We start from the raw sequence: 18,992 nt of genomic DNA on the forward strand, positions 1-18,992 counted from the left end.
AGCGAGGCGCCCACGGGGGGCCGCTTCGGGGGGAATCGGAAGGAGGGTGGCGCCATGGTCATCGGCATCATCCTGGTGGTTGTCTGCTTCGTTGTGATCGGCGCGTTCATCGCCTCCGGCCGCGGCCGTCGACGGAACGCGGTGCGCGGGGGAGGACGCGGGGGCCGGGTCCACCGGTCGTCGGGGAGCGGATCGAGCAGTTCCAGCAGTTCCGGCGACAGCAGTTGGTGGGTCGCGGGCGGTGCGCCCTTCATCGGTGACAGCGGCTCGTCGGGATCCGACTCAGGATCGTCCGGCGGCGGTCACTCCGGCGGTGGTCACTCCTGCGGGGGCGGCTCGTCCTGCGGGGGCGGCGGGGGTGGATGCGGGGGCGGCAGCTGACCCGGCGGACGCCTCCGGGAGACGGCTGACACGGGGCGGCCGGGCTCCGGCCTCGCCGCCTCACTCAGTCCCCGCGCCGCACCACTCATCTCGTGCGCCGCACCACTCGTCCCCTACGCCGTACCCCTCATCGCCTACGCCCGCCGGGGACCGCTCCCGGCGGGCGTAGCACTGCTCCGGCGCGCGCGCCCGCCGCCCCGGCGCACGCCACGGTTGAACAGTTGAGCTGTGGAGCCCTCTGAGGGATGGAAACCCCACGAAGTTGGGTAAAAACGCTGTGGCGGCGCCACCGTTCATGATTCCCTCTACATCACCAACGGCCCCTCGGACGTCCCGCGGACTCTCTGACACTCCGACTGGGCCGACCGGGCCGAATCCCCCGGGTGCCGACCGGGGTGCGCCGGACCACACCTCCCCTCTTTCTTTGCGTGCTAGCGGAGCCGACCCATGCTCACGACCCTGAACACCTCGTACACCGACACGCGCGCGGCCGACCTCGCCTGGGCCCTGGGGCGCGAGCCGCTTCCCGCCCTTGCCACGCTCGACCTCGAACTGCCCGGTGCCAAACTTCAGTTGCGGCTGCTCGGCGCGTCCCACCAGGTGCTCGTGGAAGAGAACCGGGGCATGTGTTCGGAGACGGTGGCGTGCATCGCGGGCAGCAGCACCCCCCTTCCGCTGGGCGTCGCCAAACGGGTGGGCGACTGGGAGTACGAGTTCGCCGCCCGCGTGGAGACGCTCTCCCCGGGGCAGTTCGCGGGCCGCGCGCAGGAGTTGCTGGCCCTGGTCTCCGACCACCCGAACGGCCTCGCGGGGGTCTTCCCCGGCAGCCCGCACGCCTTCACCGCGCTGCTGGCCCAGCATCACGAGGGGCAGGTGCACTGGCGGACCTGGCACGCGTATCCCCAGGACGGGCACCTGGTGGCGACCCGGACGCGGGTCGGTGTGCGGGCCGGCGCGGCGCGGGCCGGTTCGCGCCGGGCACGGCTGAGCCCGTCCGGTGTCTGAGGACCGGATCTGCCCCGACGGGTCCGAGGGCCGGACGGGTCCGAGGGCCGGACGGGTCCGAGAGCCGGACGTGTGAGGAGTGGACGGGTCCAAGGGCCGGACGTGTGAGGAGTGGACGGGTCCGAGGAGCCGGACCTGTGCGTGATCCAAACCCGCGTATGCCCAACTGACCGACAGTTCCACACGTGTGGGTGACGAAGCGTGACCCGGCGGTGACGTAACGTCGCAGCGTGATCGAACCGCACGCGCCCGCTCCGCCCGGCACCACGCCGCCCTGGACGGGCCCCGCGCGGCTGCCCGTCCGCCCCGGCACGGGCCGGTTCTACGTGCTCGCCTGCGTCTTCGTGTGCGCGGCCTGTGGACTCGTGTACGAGCTCCAACTGGTCGCCCTCGCCTCGTACCTGATCGGCGACTCGGTCACCCAGGCCTCCGTGGTGCTCTCCGTCATGGTCTTCGCGATGGGCATCGGCTCCCTCGCCGCGAAACGGCTGCGCTGGCGGGCCGCGGCGGCCTTCGGCGCGCTGGAGGCCCTGCTCGCCCTCGTCGGCGGGTGCAGCGCGATGGCCCTGTACGCCGTGTTCGCCTGGACCGGCGCGTGGGGCGGCCTGTGGGCGAGCGGCCCGCGCTGTCTCCTGGTCGCCTTCTCCCTCGCGATCGGGCTGCTGATCGGCGCGGAGGTCCCGCTCCTGATGGAGCTGATCCAGCGCATCCGGCGGCAGGACGCGGGCGGCGCGGTCGCGGACCTGTTCGCCGCGGACTACGTGGGCGCGCTCGTCGGCGGCCTGGCGTTCCCCTTCCTGCTGCTGCCCCTGCTCGGCCAGCTGACCGGCACGCTGCTCACCGGCACGGTCAACGCCCTCGCCGGCGCGGTGCTCGTCCTCGGTCTGTTCCGCGGTGATCTGCCCCGTCGGGCGCGCTGGCTGCTGCTGCTCGCCAACCTCGCCGCCCTCGCCCTCCTCGCCACGGCCGCCGCCCTCGTCGACGACTTCGAGCGGGCCGCGCGGCAGGCGGTGTACGGACAGGACGTACGGGTGGCGGTGCAGACCGGCGTCCAGGAGGTCGTCCTCACCGGCGGCACCGACGGCCGTCCCCTGGGCCTCTTCCTCGACGGCCGGCTCAAGGTCAGCGGCCGGGACGAGCACCGCTACCACGAGGCCCTGGTCCACCCCGCGATGAACGGCCCCCACGCGCGCGTGCTCGTCCTCGGGGGCGGCGACGGACTGGCCGCGCGGGAGGTGCTGCGGTTCCCGGACGTACGGCGCGTCGACATCGTCGAACTCGACGAGGCGGTCGTCCGGCTGGCCCGCCGGGACCCGGCGCTGACGGAGCTGAACGGGCACGTGTACGGCGACGCGCGCGTGCACGTGACGACCTCGGACGCCTTCGGGTGGCTGCGCGGGGCGCCGACGGCGGCGTACGACGTGGTGATCGCGGACCTGCCCGACCCGGGCATCACCGCGAGCACGACGCTGTACTCGCAGGAGTTCTACGGCCTCGTGCGCCGCGTGCTGGCCGGCGACGGCCGCCTCGTCGTGCATGCCGGGCCGGTCACCTCCCGGGCCCGCGTGTTCTGGACCGTGGACACGACGATCCGCGCGGCCGGACTGCGCACCGTGCCCTACCGCGTCGGCGGCCGCGACGCCGGCTTCGCGGCGGGCCCCGACCGCACGGCCGGTCCGGATCGAGCCCCGCACGACTGGGGCTTCGTCCTCGCCGCCACGCCGACGCGCCCACCCCTGCGCCTGGCCCCACGCGGCCCCCGCCCGACGACACTCACCCCGGCGTCCCTCACGGCGCACGCACGGGCGGCGACCGGCACCCGGATCACGGGTCTGCCGGCGTCGACACTGGTGCATCCGCGGTACTGAGGGGCGGGAGGGGGTGCCGGGCGCGGTGAGGACGCGGCCGAGCGCCGCCGTGCGCGTGCGGGGTGGCACCGGTCCGGGGCCTTGCGGCCTGTCCGAATCTCCGGGCGAGGGTGTGGGTGGGCGGCGCAGGCCCCTGGATGCCGGTGTCGCCGGTGTGGGGCGTGGGCCTCGGTGAGGGGATGCCGACGCGCGGTCACTTTCGGGCAACGGGGGTGCACGGTGGCGCCCACTGGGTAGGCTCCGCTGACATGGAGCATGAGGTGTTCGTTCCGGTTCCGGCCGAGCGGCTCAGAGAGGCGCTGGCCGACCCCGCGCTCGTCGCCCGGGCGGTCCCCGGGCTCCAGCAGGACGCCGGCGCCGAGCCCGTCACGGGGCGGCTGAAGGTACGCGTCGGCAGCCACTCCATCACCTACCGCGGCTCCGTGCGGATCTCCGGGCAGGACGACGGGTCCTGGGCCGTCGAGGGCGACGCGGCCGAGACCCGGGGCACCGGCTCGGTCAAGCTGGCGCTCACGATCCGCCTGCGGGAGACCGACGGCGGGTCCACCCTCACCTTCGACGGAACCGCCTCCGCGGACGGCCGCGTCACGGAACTGCCGCCGGCAGCGGTCAGCTCCGCCACCGCCCGCCTGCTGAGCCGCTTCTCGGAGAGCCTGGGAGCCGCGGCGGAGGGAGAGCGGGACGAGCCCGCGCCCGGGCCGCAGCCCGAGCCCGCCGAGCCGGCTCCCGTCGTCGCGGCCGAGGTCCCGCCGCCGGCCCCCTCGGAGGACGTTTCCGAGGAGGTCGCGGAGGACATCTCGGCGGACGTTTCCGAGGAGGTCGCGGAGGACATCTCGGCGGACGTCTCCGAGGACGTTCCCGAGGCCGTCCAGCCGTCCGCCGACGACTTCGTGGAGATCCCCCGGCCGCCCGCCGAGGCGGCGCACGCGCGCCGGACGATGATCGGCCGCAGCGCGGAGGAGGTCGACCACGCCCCGCCGCGCGGCCGGTACGCCCCCGTCCCGGCCCCCCAGACGATCAGTCCCCGCCAGACCCTGCGCTGGGCCGCCCCGGCCGCTGCGGTGGCACTGGCGTCGGCGATCGCCGTGACCCGGGTGCTGCGCCGACGACGCTGAGCGCCGGGCGGGGCCGAGGCGCCCTTGGTCCCCCCAGTAGGGTCGTCCCGTGAGTAACGAAGACATCACGCTGACCGCGGGTGACGCGGAAGTGACCGTGCAGCCGGGCAACGGTGGCCGTATCGGAGGGCTCCGGGTCGGCGGGACCGAGCTCCTCCGCCAGGGCGACCGGTTCGGCTGCTTCCCGATGGTGCCCTGGTGCGGCCGGATCAGGGACGGCCGGTTCCGGGACGGGGCGGCCGTCCACCAGATGCCGCTCAACTCCCCGCCGCACGCCATCCACGGCACCGCCCGCGACGGCGCCTGGCGCACCGCCCGCGCCACCACCGACGAGGCGGTCATCACGTACGACCTGGTCGAACCGTGGCCCTACGCGGGCCGGATCACCCAGGCCGTCGCCCTCACCGGGGACGCCCTGACGCTGACCATGTCCGTGGAGACGTACGACTCCTCCTTCCCGGCGCAGATCGGCTGGCACCCCTGGTTCCACCGCACCCTGGGCGGAGAGGGCGTACGGCTCGACTTCACACCCGCCTGGCAGGAGGAGCGCGGCGAGGACCACCTGCCCACCGGCAACCGCGTCGACCCGCGGCCCGGCCCGTGGGACGACTGCTTCGGGATGCCCGGCGGGGTCGACGTCACCCTCACCTGGCCCGGGCACCTGGAGCTGAAGGTGACCAGCCCCGAGCAGTGGGTCGTGGTGTACGACGAGCAGGAGGCCGCCGTCTGCGTGGAGCCGCAGACCGGGCCGCCCAACGGGCTCAACACCCTCCCGCGCCTGGTCACGCCACTGGAGCCGCTGGAAGCCACCACCACTTGGACCTGGCGCCGCCTCTAAGCTGACAGGCATGACAGACGTTCGCGGCGCGCTGCTGCAGCAGATCAAGGACAAGGCCGTGGTGCACGGCAAGGTGACCCTGTCGTCGGGTCTGGAGGCCGACTACTACGTCGACCTGCGGCGCATCACCCTCGACGGCGAGGCCGCCCCGCTGGTCGGGCAGGTGTTGCTGGACCTGACCGCCGACCTGGAGTTCGACGCGGTGGGCGGGCTGACCATGGGCGCCGACCCGGTGGCCGCGGCCATGCTGCACGCGGCCGCCGCCCGCGGTCAGCGGCTGGACGCCTTCGTCGTGCGCAAGGCGGCCAAGGCGCACGGCCTGCAGCGGCGGGTCGAGGGGCCGGAGATCGCGGGCCGCCGGGTCCTGGTCGTCGAGGACACCTCCACCACCGGCGGCTCCCCGCTCACCGCCGTCGAGGCGGTGCGCGAGGCGGGCGCCGAGGTCGTCGGCGTGGCGACCATCGTCGACCGGGCGACCGGCGCGGCCGAGAAGATCGAGCAGGGCGCGGGAGTGCCGTACCGCTTCGCCTACGGGAAGGACGAGTTGGGACTGGACTGAGGACGAGCCGGGACTGGACCGAGGGCGAGCTGGGACTGGACCGACATAACGACTTGACCTGCGGCGTCGACCAGCCGGTCAAGTCTGGAAAGATGGGGACGACGATGACGTCGCATCCCAAGGTCTAGGTCAGGGCCGTCAGCACGCAGTACGCCAACCCGCACATACAAGGAGCGGACAGATGCCCATCGCAACCCCCGAGGTCTACAACGAGATGCTCGACCGGGCGAAGGCAGGCAAGTTCGCCTACCCGGCCATCAACGTGACCTCGACCCAGACCCTGCACGCTGCGCTGCGCGGCTTCGCGGAGGCCGAGAGCGACGGCATCATCCAGATCTCGACGGGTGGCGCGGAGTTCCTGGGCGGTCAGCACAGCAAGGACATGGTGACCGGCGCCGTCGCCCTGGCCGAGTTCGCGCACATCGTCGCCAAGAAGTACGACATCACGGTCGCCCTGCACACGGACCACTGCCCGAAGGACAAGCTCGACGGGTACGTACGTCCGCTGCTCGCGGTCTCCGAGGAGCGCGTCAAGGCCGGGCAGAACCCGCTGTTCCAGTCCCACATGTGGGACGGCTCCGCGGAGACCCTCGCCGACAACCTCTCCATCGCCCAGGAGCTGCTGGAGCGCGCCCGCGCCGCCAAGATCATCCTTGAGGTGGAGATCACCCCGACCGGTGGCGAGGAGGACGGCGTCACGCACGAGATCAACGACTCCCTGTACACGACCGTCGACGACGCCGTGCGCACGGTCGAGGCCCTCGGCCTGGGCGAGAAGGGCCGCTACCTGCTGGCCGCCTCCTTCGGCAACGTCCACGGCGTGTACAAGCCGGGCAACGTGGTGCTGCGCCCCGAGCTGCTGAAGGAGCTGAACGACGGCGTGGCCGCCAAGTACGGCAAGCCGGCCGGCGCGCAGCCGTTCGACTTCGTCTTCCACGGCGGCTCCGGCTCGTCCGCGGAGGAGATCGCGACCGCGCTGGAGAACGGCGTCGTCAAGATGAACATCGACACCGACACGCAGTACGCCTTCACGCGTCCGGTCGCCGACCACATGTTCCGCAACTACGACGGCGTCCTGAAGGTCGACGGCGAGGTCGGCTCCAAGAAGACCTACGACCCGCGCACCTGGGGCAAGCTGGCCGAGGCGGGCATGGCCGCCCGCGTCGTCGAGGCCTGCGGCAACCTGCGGTCCAGCGGTACGAAGATCAAGTAGCCGTTCCGCGCGGAGCAGCCCTTTCGGAGCAGCCCTTCCGCGTCGTACGACGAGCCCGGTGCCATCGCACCGGGCTCGCCGTGCACCCGGGGCGGGTCCGTGCACCCGGGGCGGGTCCGGGCGGACGGGGCAGGTCCGGGGCGGGACGGCGGGGGAGTGTGACAGTCGGCGCCGCGTGTCCTTGGCCCCCCGGCCGAATGGAGGAGACTGGACCCCATGTCCATTCACGAGAACCTTCTCGGGGGTCCGCCCCCGACCCACCTCCCCGACGACCCGGAACCGCGGGAGCTGCTGGCCGGCGGTACCGCACCCGCCGATGTCGCCGCGAAGTACCCCACCTCCTCCCTGGCCTGGGCCCAGCTGGCCGACGAGGCGTTCGAGCGGGGCAGCGTGGTGGAGTCGTACGCCTATGCCCGTACGGGCTACCACCGCGGCCTGGACTCGCTGCGCCGCAGCGGCTGGAAGGGCCACGGCCCGGTCCCCTGGGAGCACGAGCCGAACCGTGGCTTCCTGCGCGCCCTGCACGCCCTCGCCCGCGCCGCGCAGGCGATCGGCGAGCAGGAGGAGTACGAGCGCTGCTCGCAGTTCCTGAAGGACTCCTCGCCGACGGCGGCCCAGACGCTGGGCTGAGCCGTCACCTCCTTGCGGGCCCGCCTGGGTGATCAGGCGGGCCTTGCCTTTTCGTCGGACCATCGAAGAGGATGCCCGGCGGGGACCGGGGCCCCCGTGTCGGTAACGGCAGGGGCGGACCGCTACCCGGAGTACACAGCAGGAGACAGCGATGTCCCAAGAGGCTCACGACACGCAGGAGCCCGAGACCCCGCATCTCGACTTCCACGGCACGACCCCGTACGAGGACTACGTCCAGGCGGACGTGCTCACCCACCTCCAGCACACCCTCTCCGACGATCCCGGAGAGATGGTCTTCCTGGTCACCACCCAGGTGATGGAGCTGTGGTTCACGGTCATCGTCCACGAGTGGGAGACCGCCGCGCGGGCCCTTCGCGAGGACGACGTGCCGGTCGCGATCGCCGCGCTGAAGCGGTCCGTGCGGGAGCTGGAGGCGCTGAACGCCTCCTGGAAGCCGCTCGGGCAGCTCACGCCGGCCCAGTTCAACTCGTACCGCTCCGCCCTCGGCGAGGGCTCCGGGTTCCAGTCGGCGATGTACCGCCGGATGGAGTTCCTGCTCGGTGACAAGTCCGCGTCCATGCTGGTCCCGCACCGGGGCGCGCCGCGCGTCCACGCGGAGCTGGAGAAGGCGCTGCACGAGCCGAGCCTGTACGACGAGGTGCTGCGGCTGCTGGCGCGGCGCGGGCATCCGGTCCCGGCCGCCGTCCTGGACCGTGACGTGTCGCGCCGCTACGAGCCGTCGGCGGAGGTGGAGGCGGTGTGGACCGCGCTCTACGCGGGTGACGAGAACGACCAGCTCGCCCGGCTCGGCGAGGCGCTGACCGACGTGGCCGAACTGGTGTGGCGCTGGCGCAACGACCACCTGGTCGCGACCCGGCGCGCGATGGGCGCGAAGACCGGCACGGGCGGCTCCGCCGGGGTGGCCTGGCTGGAGAAGCGCGCTCGGAAGAACGTGTTCCCGGAGCTGTGGACGGCTCGTTCGCATGTCTGAGATCACTGGACTGGCCTTCAAGGCACGGGAGTTGGACGCCGGAGACGAACTGGCGGGCGTGCGGGCGCGGTTCGTGCTCGACGACGTCGTCTACCTCGACGGGAACTCGCTGGGCGCGCTGCCGGCGGCCGTCCCCGGGCGCGTCGACGACGTCGTACGACGGCAGTGGGGCGAGCTGCGCATCCGGTCCTGGGAGGAGAGCGGCTGGTGGACCGCGCCCGAGCGGATCGGCGACCGGATCGCCCCGCTGGTCGGAGCGGCGGCCGGGCAGATCGTGGTCGGCGACTCGACCAGTGTGAACGTGTTCAAGGCGCTGGTGGGCGCGGTGCGGATGGCGCGGCTCGCGGGTCAGGAGCGCGACGAGATCGTGGTCGACGCGACGACCTTCCCCACCGACGGGTACATCGCCGGGTCGGCGGCCCGGCTGACGGGCTGCACCCTGCGGGCGGTCACGCCGGCCGAGGTGCGCGGGGTACTGGGTGACCGTACCGCCGCGGTCCTGCTGAACCACGTCGACTACCGAACGGGCCGGCTGCACGACCTGCCCGGTCTGACGGCCGCCGTGCACGCGGCGGGCGCCGTCGTGGTCTGGGACCTGTGCCACAGCGCGGGCGCCCTGCCGGTCGGGCTCGACGCGCACGGGGTGGACCTGGCGGTCGGCTGCACCTACAAGTACCTGAACGGCGGCCCGGGTTCACCGGCGTACCTCTATGTGCGCCACGATGTGCAGGACCGCTTCGACTCCCCGCTGCCCGGCTGGAACTCGCACGCCGAGCCCTTCGGCATGCGCCCGGACTACACCCCGGCCGCCGGTGCGTCGCGCGGTCGCGTCGGCACGCCCGACATCCTGTCCATGCTCGCCCTGGAGGCGGCGCTGGAGGTGTGGGACGGCGTCCCGGTCGAGAGCGTGCGGGCCAAGTCTCTCGCCCTGACCGACTTCTTCCTGGAGTGCGTGGCCGCGTACGTCCCGGCGGGCCGGGTGGAGTCGCTGACGCCGGTGGCCCACGAGGAGCGGGGCAGCCAGGTCGCGTTGCGGTGCGCGGACGCGGAGGCGGTCATGAAGCGGCTGATCGAACGGGGCGTGGTCGGCGACTTCCGCCACCCGGACGTCCTGCGCTTCGGCTTCACCCCGCTCTACGTCGGCTTCGCGGACGTGGAACGAGCGGCGGCGGTGCTGGCGCGGACGTGGGGGGACGGCGGGGGAGCGGGCTGAGGCGCGGGGCGGTGGCGCGGGGCGGTGGCTGAGGCGCGGAAGGGCGGGCGGGGCCGGCTCCGGATGCCACTGCCGCCGTTCACACCCGGGGCGGCTCTCGGGCCCACCGCGGTTGTGCGCGCTCGGGGGTGCTCCAGGCCCACTGCGGTTGCTCGCGGCGCGCGGCGGCTTCGGAACCCACTGCCGGCGTTGGTGCCCCGGCCGCTTGCGCACTCACCCCGACGTTCACGTCCCGGACGTGTACACGCCCGCCCGTGCCGCCGCCAGGGCCGCGTCCGCCGCGCGGTCGGCGGCGGTGGGGTCCGGGGGTGTTCCGGTGGTGAGGAGGGCGTAGTAGAGGGGTGCGGAGACCGCGCGGACGACCGTCGCCGCGTCCGTCCCGGCGGGCAGCTCCCCGCGGGCGACGCCCTCCGCGACGCAGGGCGCCCACTCGGCCACCCGTACCTCGTAGAACCGCCGCAGGGCCCGCGCGGTGCGCTCGTCGCACGCCGCCGCGGCGATCACCGCGCGGAACAGCGCGCCCTGCCGGGGATCGGCGAGCGTCCGCCGCACCAGCGCGGCGTTCGCCCGCAGGTCGCCACGTACGGAACCGGTCCGCGCGCGCGGGAGCGACTGCTCGGCCATGTCGGCGAGCAGATCGGCCACCAGCCCGGTCACGGACCCCCACCGCCGGTACACGGTCGTCTTGCCCACCTCCGCCCGCCGGGCGACGTCCGCGAGGTCGAGCCGGTCGAAGCCCTGCTCGGCGAGCACATCGCCGGCCGCCCGCAGCACGGCCGTACGCACACGTGCGGTGCGCCCTCCGGGACGGACGGTGCCGGGCTCGGCGGACATATCGGCCTCCATGGGGCAGGTGTGAGGTGGGGCGGGGGTGCGGCGCGCGCCGTGCCGTCAGCGTAACGAAACAGCAGAACCGTTTAACCCTCACCGAGCGTGACATCCGCGTGTCGGCGCACGTCATCGGGCTGATACCGTCCCGGCCAACGGCCGAATTCTCTCCTGGGGATCTTTCCCGGTCCGTCAAATCCGTTTCGACACCGAGAGGTTGGAGCATGCCGGACGACGCCGCCGCACGCGATGCCGCTGCTGCCCGTGCCGCCGCCGAAGAGGAGTCGGCCTTCTCGCACCCGGCGGTCGACCCCGACGCCACCGCGGCCTACGGTGACCACCCCGACCAGGTGATCGACTTCTACGCGCCGCAGGGCGAGGCGGGCCCGGGCGGTCCGGCGCCGCTGGTGGTCGTCCTGCACGGGGGTGCCTGGCGGGCGCCGTTCGACCGCCGCCACATCTCCCCGTTCGCGGGCTTCCTGGCCCGTCGGGGCTTCGCGGTGGCGAGCGTGGAGTACCGGCGGGGGGACGCGAGCGCGGGGCAGCCCGGCCCGGTCGCGGGCCGCTGGCCGGACACCTTCGACGACGTCGCCGCCGCGCTGGACGCGCTCCCGGCCCTGGCGCGCGGGATCCTCCCGCAGGCGGACGCGCGCCGCACGGTGGTCACCGGGCACTCGGCGGGCGGCCACCTCGCCCTGTGGGCGGCGGCCCGGCACCTGCTGCCGGCCGACGCCCCGTGGCGCACCGACCGCGAGGTTCCGCTGCGGGGCGTGGTCGCGCTCGCCCCGATCGCCGACTTCGCGGTCGCGGAGAAGCTGGACGTGTGCGGCGGCGCCTGCCGGCAGCTGCTCGGCAGCGAGGCGGAGTTCACGGAACGCCGGCCATACGTCGATCCGGCGCTGCTGCTGCCCACCGGCATCGCGACGACCCTCGTCCAGGGCCGCGCGGACCTGGTCGTCCCGCAGGCGGTCGCCGAGTCCTACGCGGACGCGGCGGCGAAGGCGGGCGAGGTCGTCGGCCTCACCCTGCTGGAGGACGTCGGCCACTTCCCGCTGATCGATCCGGTCGCTGACGCGTGCGCCGTGGTGGCCGAGGAGATCGCCCAGCTGGCGTGGTGACCCTCTCCGGTCGTACCCGTCCGGTCGTACCCGTAGTACCTGAGAGCTACGACGCAGGTGAGCTCCCTGGCATGACGCGGACGACGTGCGCGGATCCGTAACTTCCCCTCCAGGCAAGCCCGATGGCCGGGCGGACCGGGAGGAGGACGACCGTGGGGCTTGCGGCGGGGGCACGGGACACAGCGGCGCGGCAGCGGCGGCGTACGGACAACAGGCGGCGCCCCGCGCGCAGATGGGGCCGGGGGCTGCTCGCCGCCCTCGTCACCGCCGCCGTGGTGGCCCCGCTGTCCGCCGCCGCCCGGCCGGAGATCCCCGCACCGGATCCGGCCGCCCTCGCCCCGCCGACGGCGGCCACGCTGGACGAGGCGTACGCGGCGAACCGGGCCAACGCCGAGCGGGCGTCCCGCATGGCCGCCGCCCACGGCGACCGCAAGCGCGCCGCGGCCGACCGGGCGATGGCCGACCCCTCCCGCCGCTTCCTCACCTTCGACGGTCGCGGTTCCGGCCGGGCGGCGGAGGTCTTCGGGGACCTGGCCCGGGCCGACCGCATAGCGGTGCTGGTTCCTGGCTCGGACACGTCCCTCGACACCTACGACCGCTTCCGCGCGACAGCCGACCATCTGCGGGCGGAACTGGACCGGCGGGACGCGGGGGACGCTGACCCGGGCGCCGGGCCTGACGCGGGCGCCGGCACGGGCACAGGCACCCGTATCGGCACCGGCGCCGACCCCGGCGCCCGCACCGCTGCCCGCCCCGCCCCCGGCACCCGTACCGCCGTGGTGGCCTGGCTCGGTTATGAGACGCCCGGCACGGTCAGCGCGGCGGTCGTCACCCCCGGCCGCGCGGAGCAGGCGGCCCCCGGCCTGCGGGAGTTCGTCGGGGAGCTGCGCGGTGTCGTCGGCGGGAGCGCCCGCCTGTCCCTGCTGTGCCATTCGTACGGCTCGGTGGTCTGTGCCGAGGCCGTCCCCGGCCTGGACGTGGACGACATCGTCCTGGTCGGCAGCCCCGGCACCGGCGCCGATTCCGCCGCCGGCCTGCGGACCCGGGCCCGTGTCTGGGCGGGCCGCGGCGCCGACGACTGGGTGGGGGAGGTCCCGCACGTCGAGGCAGGCCTGTTCGGCACCACCGTCGGCTTCGGCGCCGACCCCCTCTCCCCGGCCTTCGGCGCCCGGGTCTTCGCCGCCGGCGACGGTGGTCACAGCGACTACTTCGCACCGGGCTCGGTCTCCCTGGCGAACCTGGCCCGGATCGTCCTCGGCGCGACCTCGGAGGTCACCCGTGCGTGAGACGACGACCCTGGGCCGCGTGCGCCGGGGCATACGACAGGGCGCCGACCGGATCGACGCCGTCACCCCCCGCGAGCGGGACCGCGCGGTCGACGCGCTGCGCGCCTTCGCGATCCTCGGCGTGGTCCTCGGCCACTGGCTGGTGACCGCCCTGGTCGCGGACGGCGGCGGACTGCGCTCCGCGAGCCCGCTCCAGCACCTGCCCTGGCTGGCCCCGATCTCCTGGGCGTTCCAGACGCTCGCCGTGTTCTTCCTGGTGGGCGGTCATGTGGCGACGCGGGGCTACACCTCGGCCCGCGCCCGCGGCACGACGTACGGCCGGTGGCTGTCGGCCCGGCTGTCCCGCCTGTTCACACCGGTGGCGGCCGTCCTCGCCCTGTGGACGGTGACGGCGGCGGCCCTGCTGCTCACGGGCGCCGAGTTCGCGACGGTGCGCACCCTGGTCAAGCTGGCGCTGTCCCCCCTGTGGTTCCTGCTGGTCTTCGCGGCGCTGACGGCGGCCACCCCGTTCCTGCTCCGGCTCAACCCCCTGTGGCCGCTGGCCGTCGTCCTCCATGTGGACCTGGCGCGTTTCGGTCTGGGCGGCCCGTCCTGGCTCGGCTGGGTGAACGTGGCGGCGGGCTGGCTGGTGCCCTACACCCTGGGCGCCGCGTGGACGCGGGGCGAGGTGGACAGCCGCCGCGCGGGACGGCTGCTGCTGGCGGGCGGAACGGTGGCGACGGCACTGCTGATCGCGTTCGCCGGCTACCCGGCGTCGATGGTCGGCGTCCCCGGCGCCGCGGTCTCCAACCTGAACCCGCCGACGCTGGCGGCCGTCACCTTCGGCCTGGCCCAGTGCGGCCTGGCCCTGCTCCTGCGCGGCCGGCTGCGCAGGACGATGCGGCGCCCCGCGGTCTGGGCGGCGGTGGCGCTGGTCAACCTCTCCGCGATGACGGTCTTCCTCTGGCACCAGACGGCCCTGATGGCCACGACCGCCATGGGCCTGCCGGCGGGCCGCCTGCCCGGCCTGCACACGGTCCCGGACGGCCTGGGCTGGGTCGCGGCCCGCCTGCTCTGGCTCCCGGTCTTCACCCTGGTCCTGGCGGTGTGCTGGGCGGCCTTCCGCGTCCACGAACAGGCTCCCCGCCACCGCGGACGACGGTCCCGGGTGGTCCGCGTCCACCGGGGATCCCGCAGGACGGCGCCGGAGGCGGCGCGCGATGCCTAGGGTGGGCGGCGTGACGGAAACGGGGATCCAGCACGTGCTCGCCGGCCGCGTGCGGCAGGGGCTGCGGGTGCTGCGCGGCGACCTGTGCACCGTCCGGCCGGATCCGCTGCCCCCTTCCGTCTGGCTGCGCTGGCTGCCGCACGGTGTGGTGTGTCTGATCGCGCTGGGTGTCGCGCTCGGCGGCATGGCGGAGCTCCAGGACAGCGGACACCTGGAATCCGGACCCGCCTTCGCCGTCGCCGGGGCGCAGGGCTGCGCGGCGGTGCTGGCCCTGCGGCGGCCCGTCCCGGCGTGGTGGCTGTCGACGGTGGCCTCAGTGGTGGGCGCCGTCGCGGTGCACGGCCGTCTGGAGCCGGGGCACGCCTTCACCTGGCCCTGGAGCGTGGGCGGGATCGTCGCGCACCTGCTCGTGCTGCTGCTGCTCGCGCTCCGCGTGCACACCCGGGTGTCCGCCGAGGCGCTGGTGGTGACCGCGCTGCTCACCTACCTCCTCCAGGGCGTGTGGGGGGCGGCCCATTACCAGCCCACCGGGGTGATCGCGGTCTGCCTGTACGTGATCGCCGTGGTGCTCGGCATCGCGCTGCGCGGCCGCCGCGAGGCCCGCGCGGAACTCGGCCGGCAGACCACGATCACCGCGGAGGAGCGCGCCCGCCGCACCCTCCTGGAGGAGCGCAACCGCATAGCTCGCGAGCTGCACGACGTGGTCGCGCACCACATGTCGGTGATCTCCATCCAGGCGCAGGTCGCCCTGCACCTGGTGGAGAACCCGTCGCCGGAGCTGAGGGAGAACCTGGACGGCATCCGGAGCAACGCCCTGGAAGCCCTCACCGAACTGCGGCGCGTGCTCGGCGTGCTGCGTTCACAGGATCCCGAGGATCCCTACGGTCTCGGCGAGACCGGCGCGCAATCCGCTCCCGACTCCCCGCAGCCCACCCTCGCCCGCCTCGGCGCCCTGATCGAGAACACCCGCGCCGCCGGACTGGACGTCGTCACCAGCATCGAGGGGAACACGCCCGCCTACGCCCCCGGGGTGGAGCTGTCCGCGTACCGGATCGTGCAGGAGGGGCTCAGCAACGCCCTGCGGCACGCACCCGGTTCGACCGTGCGCGTCGAGATCCACCACTTCCCCGGAGGGCTGTCCATCGAGGTCGTCAACTCCCGCCCGCTGCGGCCCGTCCCGCCCTTGCCGGGCGCCGGCCACGGTCTGCTCGGCATGCGGGAACGGGCGACAATGCTGGGCGGACACGTCAGCGCGACCAGGACCCCTCAGGGCGGCTTCGCGGTGACGGCGTTCCTCCCGAGGGACGGCGCGCCGCAGGGCGCGCCCGCCGACGTGGCACCACCGCTGACCGGAAAAGAGAGCCCATGACGAGCGGCACCATCCGCGTAGTGATCGCCGACGACCAGCAGATGGTCCGCCAGGGCTTCACCGTGCTGCTCAACACCCAGCCCGACATCGAGGTGGTCGGCCAGGCGGTGCACGGCCTGGACGCGGTCGCCAAGGTCGCCGAACTCGCCCCGGACGTCGTCCTGATGGACATCCGCATGCCCGAGCTGGGCGGTATCGAGGCCACCCGCCGTATCACCGGCGCACAGCCCGGCATCAGGGTGCTGGTGCTCACCACCTTCGACCTCGACGAGTACGTGTACGAGGCGCTCAGGGCGGGTGCGTCCGGGTTCCTGCTGAAGGACGCGTCCGCCGACAAGCTCGCCGAGGCGGTACGGGTGGTGGCGGCCGGTGACGCGCTGCTGGCGCCCGGCATCACCCGGCGGCTGATCGCCGAGTTCTCCCGCCTGGACGACCGGCCCCGCGCCCCGCTCAAGGAACGCGTCGGCGGGCTGACCGAGCGCGAGACGGAGGTGCTGGCGCTGATCGCGCAGGGCCTGTCGAACGGGGAGATCGCCGAGCGGCTGGTGGTCGCCGAGCAGACGGTGAAGACGCATGTCGGCCGCATCCTGGTGAAGCTGGGCGTGCGGGACCGCACCCAGGCGGCCGTGTTCGCCTACGAGTCCGGGCTCGTGCGGCCGTCCGGGTACTGACCCGCGCCGCGCCTGGCCGGTACCCGTAGTACCTGAGAGGGACGCCGAAGCACCCTTCTCACTGGTGACGACCGCGCCGCCGTCGCCGCCTACCGTTCTGTACGTGACCGAGACGACCCAGACGCAGCGCACCGCGCCGCCGCCGCAGAGCCCGTATGCCGCGTACAAGCCGAACAGTCCCGAATTCCGGATGGCCATGGGCGTGCTGCGCGGGCTGCGCCAGGACCTGTGCACCCACGCCTTCGCCTACGACCCACTGCCCCGGCTGCGCGGCGACGGCCCCCTGACCAGGCGGCTGCCCGCGCGGATGCGGGAGTACGCGCTCTGGACCCCGCACGCGGTGGTGGTCGCCGCCGCACTGCTGGCCACGCTGATCGCCGGCACCACGGCGGAGGGTTCCGGCGACGACTTCGGCACGGTGTTCAGTGCCTTCCTCGCGCTGACCCCGGTCCTGCTGACGTTGCTCAGGCCCGTCGGCGCCTTCTGGCTCTCCCTCGCCGCCACTCCCCTCTCCGCGCTGTTCGGCGACCAGTGGGACGACTGGCCGTGGCGGGCCGGCAGCTTCGCCTGCCATCTGGCGGTGATGACGGTCGTGGCACTGCGGACGAGACCCCGCGTGGCGGGGTGGATGTGGGCGCTGACAGCCGCGTATGGCTTGATCATGGAGACCACCGATGGGAGCCACTACGCGTCGAACACCGCCCCCATGCTGGTCTTCTCCGCCCTCGTCCTGCTCGCCGTCACGGTCTGGCACATACGCCGCGCGGCCCAGCAGGAGGTGACCGCCCAGCAGACGGTGACCGAACACGAGCGCTCCCGGCGCACCCTGCTGGAGGAGCGCACGACCATCGCCCGCGAGCTGCACGACGTGGTCGCGCACCACATGTCGGTCGTCGCCATCCAGGCCGAGGCCGCCCCTTACCGGGTGGAGAACCCGCCGCCGGAGCTGGAGCGCGCCTTCGTCACGATCCGGGAGAACGCGGTGGCGGCCCTCACCGAACTGCGCCGGGTCCTGGGCGTGGTCCGCGCCGAGGACTACGAGGCCCCCGACGCCCCGCAGCCCACCCTCGCCGACCTGGACGCGCTGCTCGCCAACGTCGCGGACGCGGGCCTGAGCGTCGACAAGACGGTCACCGGAGCGGTGCGCGAGCTGCCACAGGGCGTGGAGTTGTCGGCGTACCGGATCGTGCAGGAGGCGCTGAGCAACACCCTGCGGCACGCGCCCGGGGCGAGCGCCCGCGTCGAGATCGGATACGTCCTGGGCGGGCTGGGCCTGCGCATAGTCAACGGCCCACCGCCCCAGCCGTCCCTGGTCAAACCCTCGCCCGGGGCGGGCCACGGCATCACCGGCATGCGGGAACGGGTGTCCATGCTGAACGGCGAGATGACGGCGGGCGCGGCGGAGGACGGGGGCTACGAGGTGGCGGTGTTCCTGCCGGTGCCCGCGGTGACCGAGGGGGGCGCATGACCATCCGTGTCCTGATCGCGGACGATCAGATGATGGTGCGCGAGGGCTTCTCGGTCCTGCTGAACGCGATGCCGGACATCGAGGTCGTCGGCGAGGCCGTCAACGGACGGGAGGCGGTGGACCGGGTCCGTGAACTCGCCCCCGACGTCGTGCTGATGGACATCCGCATGCCCGAGCTGAACGGTATCGAGGCGACCCGGGAGATCGTCGCGGCGGACGGCACGGCGAAGGTGCTGGTGCTCACCACCTTCGACCTCGACGAGTACGTGTACCAGGCCCTGCGGGCGGGGGCCTCCGGCTTCCTCCTCAAGGACGCCTCGGCACGCCAACTGGCGGACGGCGTCAGGGTGGTGGCCTCCGGTGAGGCGCTGCTGGCCCCCTCGGTGACCAGACGCCTGATCACCGAGTTCTCCAAGCTGTCCGCCGCCCCCCGGCTGGCCCCGGCCGCCCAGGCGGCCTACGGCGACCTGACCGAGCGGGAGACGGAGGTTCTGGTCCTGATCGCACAGGGCCTGTCGAACGTGGAGATCGCCGAACGCCTGGTGGTCGCCGAGTCGACGATCAAGACACATGTGAGCCGGATCCTGGTGAAACTGGGCTTGCGGGACCGCACCCAGGCGGCGGTGTTCGCGTACGAGGCGCGGCTGGTGACACCTGGGTAGTCGCCGGGTGCGCCGGTCGGCAGGCGAGCTCGCACCACACGTACTTGCCCCGGCTCCCGAACCTGGACAACGGCTGCCAGCCCCACAGATCGGAGCAGGACCGGACCAGGGTGAGGCCCCGGCCGTCCTCCGCGCAGGTGAGGTCTTCCAGGTCTCTCGACTGGTCCGGGAACCGAGGTGGTTCCGGGTCCGCGTCCCAGGCGCCGATCCGCAACACCCCGCCCGACCAGCGGACCCGCAGCGCGGCCGGCCCCTTCGTATGGCGCACGGCGTTGGAGACCAGCTCCGCAGCGAGCAGTTCGGCCGTGTCGACCAGGGTGATCAGGCCGTGCAGGGTCAGGATCAGGCGGAGAGCACGGCGGCAGACGGTGACGGCCCGGGGGTCGTTGGGGATGTGGAGCGCGTACTCCCACGGCTCGTTCTCGGGCATGCGGAACTCCGTTCGGCGGGTGGGGGGTTGCGGTCGGCGGGCGGTGGCAGTGCCGCGGCCGTCATGGCAGGACGGGGCGGTGCGCTTCCGGGGTCCCGGGGTGTCGCAGCGTGTGCGTCGCGTCACTGACGGTAGAGGAG

17 protein-coding genes and 1 pseudogene are annotated in these 18,992 nt (G+C 73.6%); 16 read left to right on the forward strand and 2 right to left on the reverse strand.

Translation table 11 applies throughout. From position 1 onward, the window contains the following. Positions 1-828 precede the first annotated feature (828 nt). From QQS16_RS22605 to kynU, 9 genes are all read left to right on the forward strand, one after another. A complete protein-coding gene (locus QQS16_RS22605) occupies positions 829-1,386 on the forward strand; it encodes a DUF2617 family protein (protein WP_286063652.1) in 558 nt (185 codons plus the stop codon). A 230-nt stretch (positions 1,387-1,616) separates the two neighbouring features. Then, on the forward strand, positions 1,617-3,254 hold the full coding sequence (locus tag QQS16_RS22610; protein ID WP_286063653.1) for a polyamine aminopropyltransferase: 1,638 nt from the start codon (positions 1,617-1,619) through the stop codon (positions 3,252-3,254). A gap of 248 nt (positions 3,255-3,502) precedes the next feature. Then, on the forward strand, positions 3,503-4,369 hold the full coding sequence (locus QQS16_RS22615; RefSeq protein WP_286063654.1) for an SRPBCC domain-containing protein: 867 nt from the start codon (positions 3,503-3,505) through the stop codon (positions 4,367-4,369). A gap of 49 nt (positions 4,370-4,418) precedes the next feature. After that, a complete protein-coding gene (locus QQS16_RS22620) occupies positions 4,419-5,207 on the forward strand; it encodes an aldose epimerase family protein (RefSeq protein ID WP_286063655.1) in 789 nt (262 codons plus the stop codon). A gap of 10 nt (positions 5,208-5,217) precedes the next feature. Further along, positions 5,218-5,766 (forward strand): orotate phosphoribosyltransferase, encoded by a 549-nt coding sequence (pyrE, locus tag QQS16_RS22625; protein ID WP_286063656.1) that lies wholly within the window; start codon positions 5,218-5,220, stop codon positions 5,764-5,766. Positions 5,767-5,947: 181 nt separating this feature from the next. Then, positions 5,948-6,979, forward strand: a complete 1,032-nt coding sequence (fbaA, locus tag QQS16_RS22630) for a class II fructose-bisphosphate aldolase (protein WP_286063657.1) — start codon at positions 5,948-5,950, stop codon at positions 6,977-6,979. A 216-nt stretch (positions 6,980-7,195) separates the two neighbouring features. Further along, positions 7,196-7,609: a DUF3151 domain-containing protein gene (locus tag QQS16_RS22635; protein WP_286063658.1), complete on the forward strand. Its 414-nt coding sequence runs from the start codon at positions 7,196-7,198 to the stop codon at positions 7,607-7,609. Between the two features lie 151 nt (positions 7,610-7,760). After that, positions 7,761-8,600 (forward strand): tryptophan 2,3-dioxygenase family protein, encoded by an 840-nt coding sequence (locus QQS16_RS22640; RefSeq protein WP_286063659.1) that lies wholly within the window; start codon positions 7,761-7,763, stop codon positions 8,598-8,600. Next, positions 8,593-9,813 (forward strand): kynureninase, encoded by a 1,221-nt coding sequence (gene kynU / locus QQS16_RS22645; RefSeq protein WP_286063660.1) that lies wholly within the window; start codon positions 8,593-8,595, stop codon positions 9,811-9,813. The genes QQS16_RS22640 and kynU overlap by 8 nt, the downstream gene beginning before the upstream one ends. Positions 9,814-10,038: 225 nt before the next feature. Here the strand turns inward: kynU and QQS16_RS22650 are convergent, their stop codons facing one another. Then, on the reverse strand, positions 10,039-10,647 hold the full coding sequence (locus QQS16_RS22650) for a TetR/AcrR family transcriptional regulator (RefSeq protein ID WP_286063661.1): 609 nt from the start codon (positions 10,645-10,647) through the stop codon (positions 10,039-10,041). A 218-nt stretch (positions 10,648-10,865) separates the two neighbouring features. Between QQS16_RS22650 and QQS16_RS22655 the strand changes: the two genes are divergently transcribed. From QQS16_RS22655 to QQS16_RS22685, 7 genes are all read left to right on the forward strand, one after another. Beyond that, the gene (locus tag QQS16_RS22655; RefSeq protein ID WP_286063662.1) at positions 10,866-11,759 is read left to right on the forward strand and encodes an alpha/beta hydrolase; all 894 of its coding nucleotides are present in this window, start codon (positions 10,866-10,868) and stop codon (positions 11,757-11,759) included. A gap of 152 nt (positions 11,760-11,911) precedes the next feature. Further along, positions 11,912-13,045, forward strand: coding sequence for an alpha/beta hydrolase (locus QQS16_RS22660; protein ID WP_502963830.1), 1,134 nt, complete (start codon positions 11,912-11,914; stop codon positions 13,043-13,045). Further along, positions 13,038-14,252, forward strand: a complete 1,215-nt coding sequence (locus QQS16_RS22665) for an acyltransferase family protein (protein WP_286063663.1) — start codon at positions 13,038-13,040, stop codon at positions 14,250-14,252. The genes QQS16_RS22660 and QQS16_RS22665 overlap by 8 nt, the downstream gene beginning before the upstream one ends. After that, the gene (locus QQS16_RS22670) at positions 14,245-15,621 is read left to right on the forward strand and encodes a sensor histidine kinase (RefSeq protein WP_286063664.1); all 1,377 of its coding nucleotides are present in this window, start codon (positions 14,245-14,247) and stop codon (positions 15,619-15,621) included. Before QQS16_RS22665 ends, QQS16_RS22670 begins: the two co-directional genes overlap by 8 nt. Further along, positions 15,618-16,292, forward strand: coding sequence for a response regulator (locus QQS16_RS22675; protein ID WP_286063665.1), 675 nt, complete (start codon positions 15,618-15,620; stop codon positions 16,290-16,292). The genes QQS16_RS22670 and QQS16_RS22675 overlap by 4 nt, the downstream gene beginning before the upstream one ends. Positions 16,293-16,395: 103 nt before the next feature. Further along, on the forward strand, positions 16,396-17,760 hold the full coding sequence (locus QQS16_RS22680; protein WP_286063666.1) for a sensor histidine kinase: 1,365 nt from the start codon (positions 16,396-16,398) through the stop codon (positions 17,758-17,760). Beyond that, the gene (locus QQS16_RS22685; protein ID WP_286063667.1) at positions 17,757-18,422 is read left to right on the forward strand and encodes a response regulator; all 666 of its coding nucleotides are present in this window, start codon (positions 17,757-17,759) and stop codon (positions 18,420-18,422) included. Before QQS16_RS22680 ends, QQS16_RS22685 begins: the two co-directional genes overlap by 4 nt. Before the next feature lie 25 nt (positions 18,423-18,447). Here the strand turns inward: QQS16_RS22685 and QQS16_RS22690 are convergent. Next, positions 18,448-18,852: pseudogene (locus QQS16_RS22690) on the reverse strand (ATP-binding protein); the annotation flags it as partial. Positions 18,853-18,992: the final 140 nt, after the last annotated feature.

The organism is Streptomyces sp. ALI-76-A, assembly GCF_030287445.1.
In the GTDB taxonomy this organism is placed as follows: domain Bacteria; phylum Actinomycetota; class Actinomycetes; order Streptomycetales; family Streptomycetaceae; genus Streptomyces.

Excerpts from the sequence above, each read along its gene's own strand:
- QQS16_RS22635 (WP_286063658.1), top strand. The coding sequence starts at position 7,196 with ATGTCCATTCACGAGAACCTTCTCGGGGGTCCGCCCCCGACCCACCTC.
- QQS16_RS22670 (WP_286063664.1), top strand. The coding sequence starts at position 14,245 with ATGCCTAGGGTGGGCGGCGTGACGGAAACGGGGATCCAGCACGTGCTC.
- QQS16_RS22685 (WP_286063667.1), top strand. The coding sequence starts at position 17,757 with ATGACCATCCGTGTCCTGATCGCGGACGATCAGATGATGGTGCGCGAG.
- QQS16_RS22615 (WP_286063654.1), top strand. The coding sequence starts at position 3,503 with ATGGAGCATGAGGTGTTCGTTCCGGTTCCGGCCGAGCGGCTCAGAGAG.
- pyrE (WP_286063656.1), top strand. The coding sequence starts at position 5,218 with ATGACAGACGTTCGCGGCGCGCTGCTGCAGCAGATCAAGGACAAGGCC.
- QQS16_RS22655 (WP_286063662.1), top strand. The coding sequence starts at position 10,866 with ATGCCGGACGACGCCGCCGCACGCGATGCCGCTGCTGCCCGTGCCGCC.
- QQS16_RS22675 (WP_286063665.1), top strand. The coding sequence starts at position 15,618 with ATGACGAGCGGCACCATCCGCGTAGTGATCGCCGACGACCAGCAGATG.
- kynU (WP_286063660.1), top strand. The coding sequence starts at position 8,593 with ATGTCTGAGATCACTGGACTGGCCTTCAAGGCACGGGAGTTGGACGCC.
- QQS16_RS22605 (WP_286063652.1), top strand. The coding sequence starts at position 829 with ATGCTCACGACCCTGAACACCTCGTACACCGACACGCGCGCGGCCGAC.
- fbaA (WP_286063657.1), top strand. The coding sequence starts at position 5,948 with ATGCCCATCGCAACCCCCGAGGTCTACAACGAGATGCTCGACCGGGCG.
- QQS16_RS22650 (WP_286063661.1), bottom strand. The coding sequence starts at position 10,647 with ATGTCCGCCGAGCCCGGCACCGTCCGTCCCGGAGGGCGCACCGCACGT.
- QQS16_RS22640 (WP_286063659.1), top strand. The coding sequence starts at position 7,761 with ATGTCCCAAGAGGCTCACGACACGCAGGAGCCCGAGACCCCGCATCTC.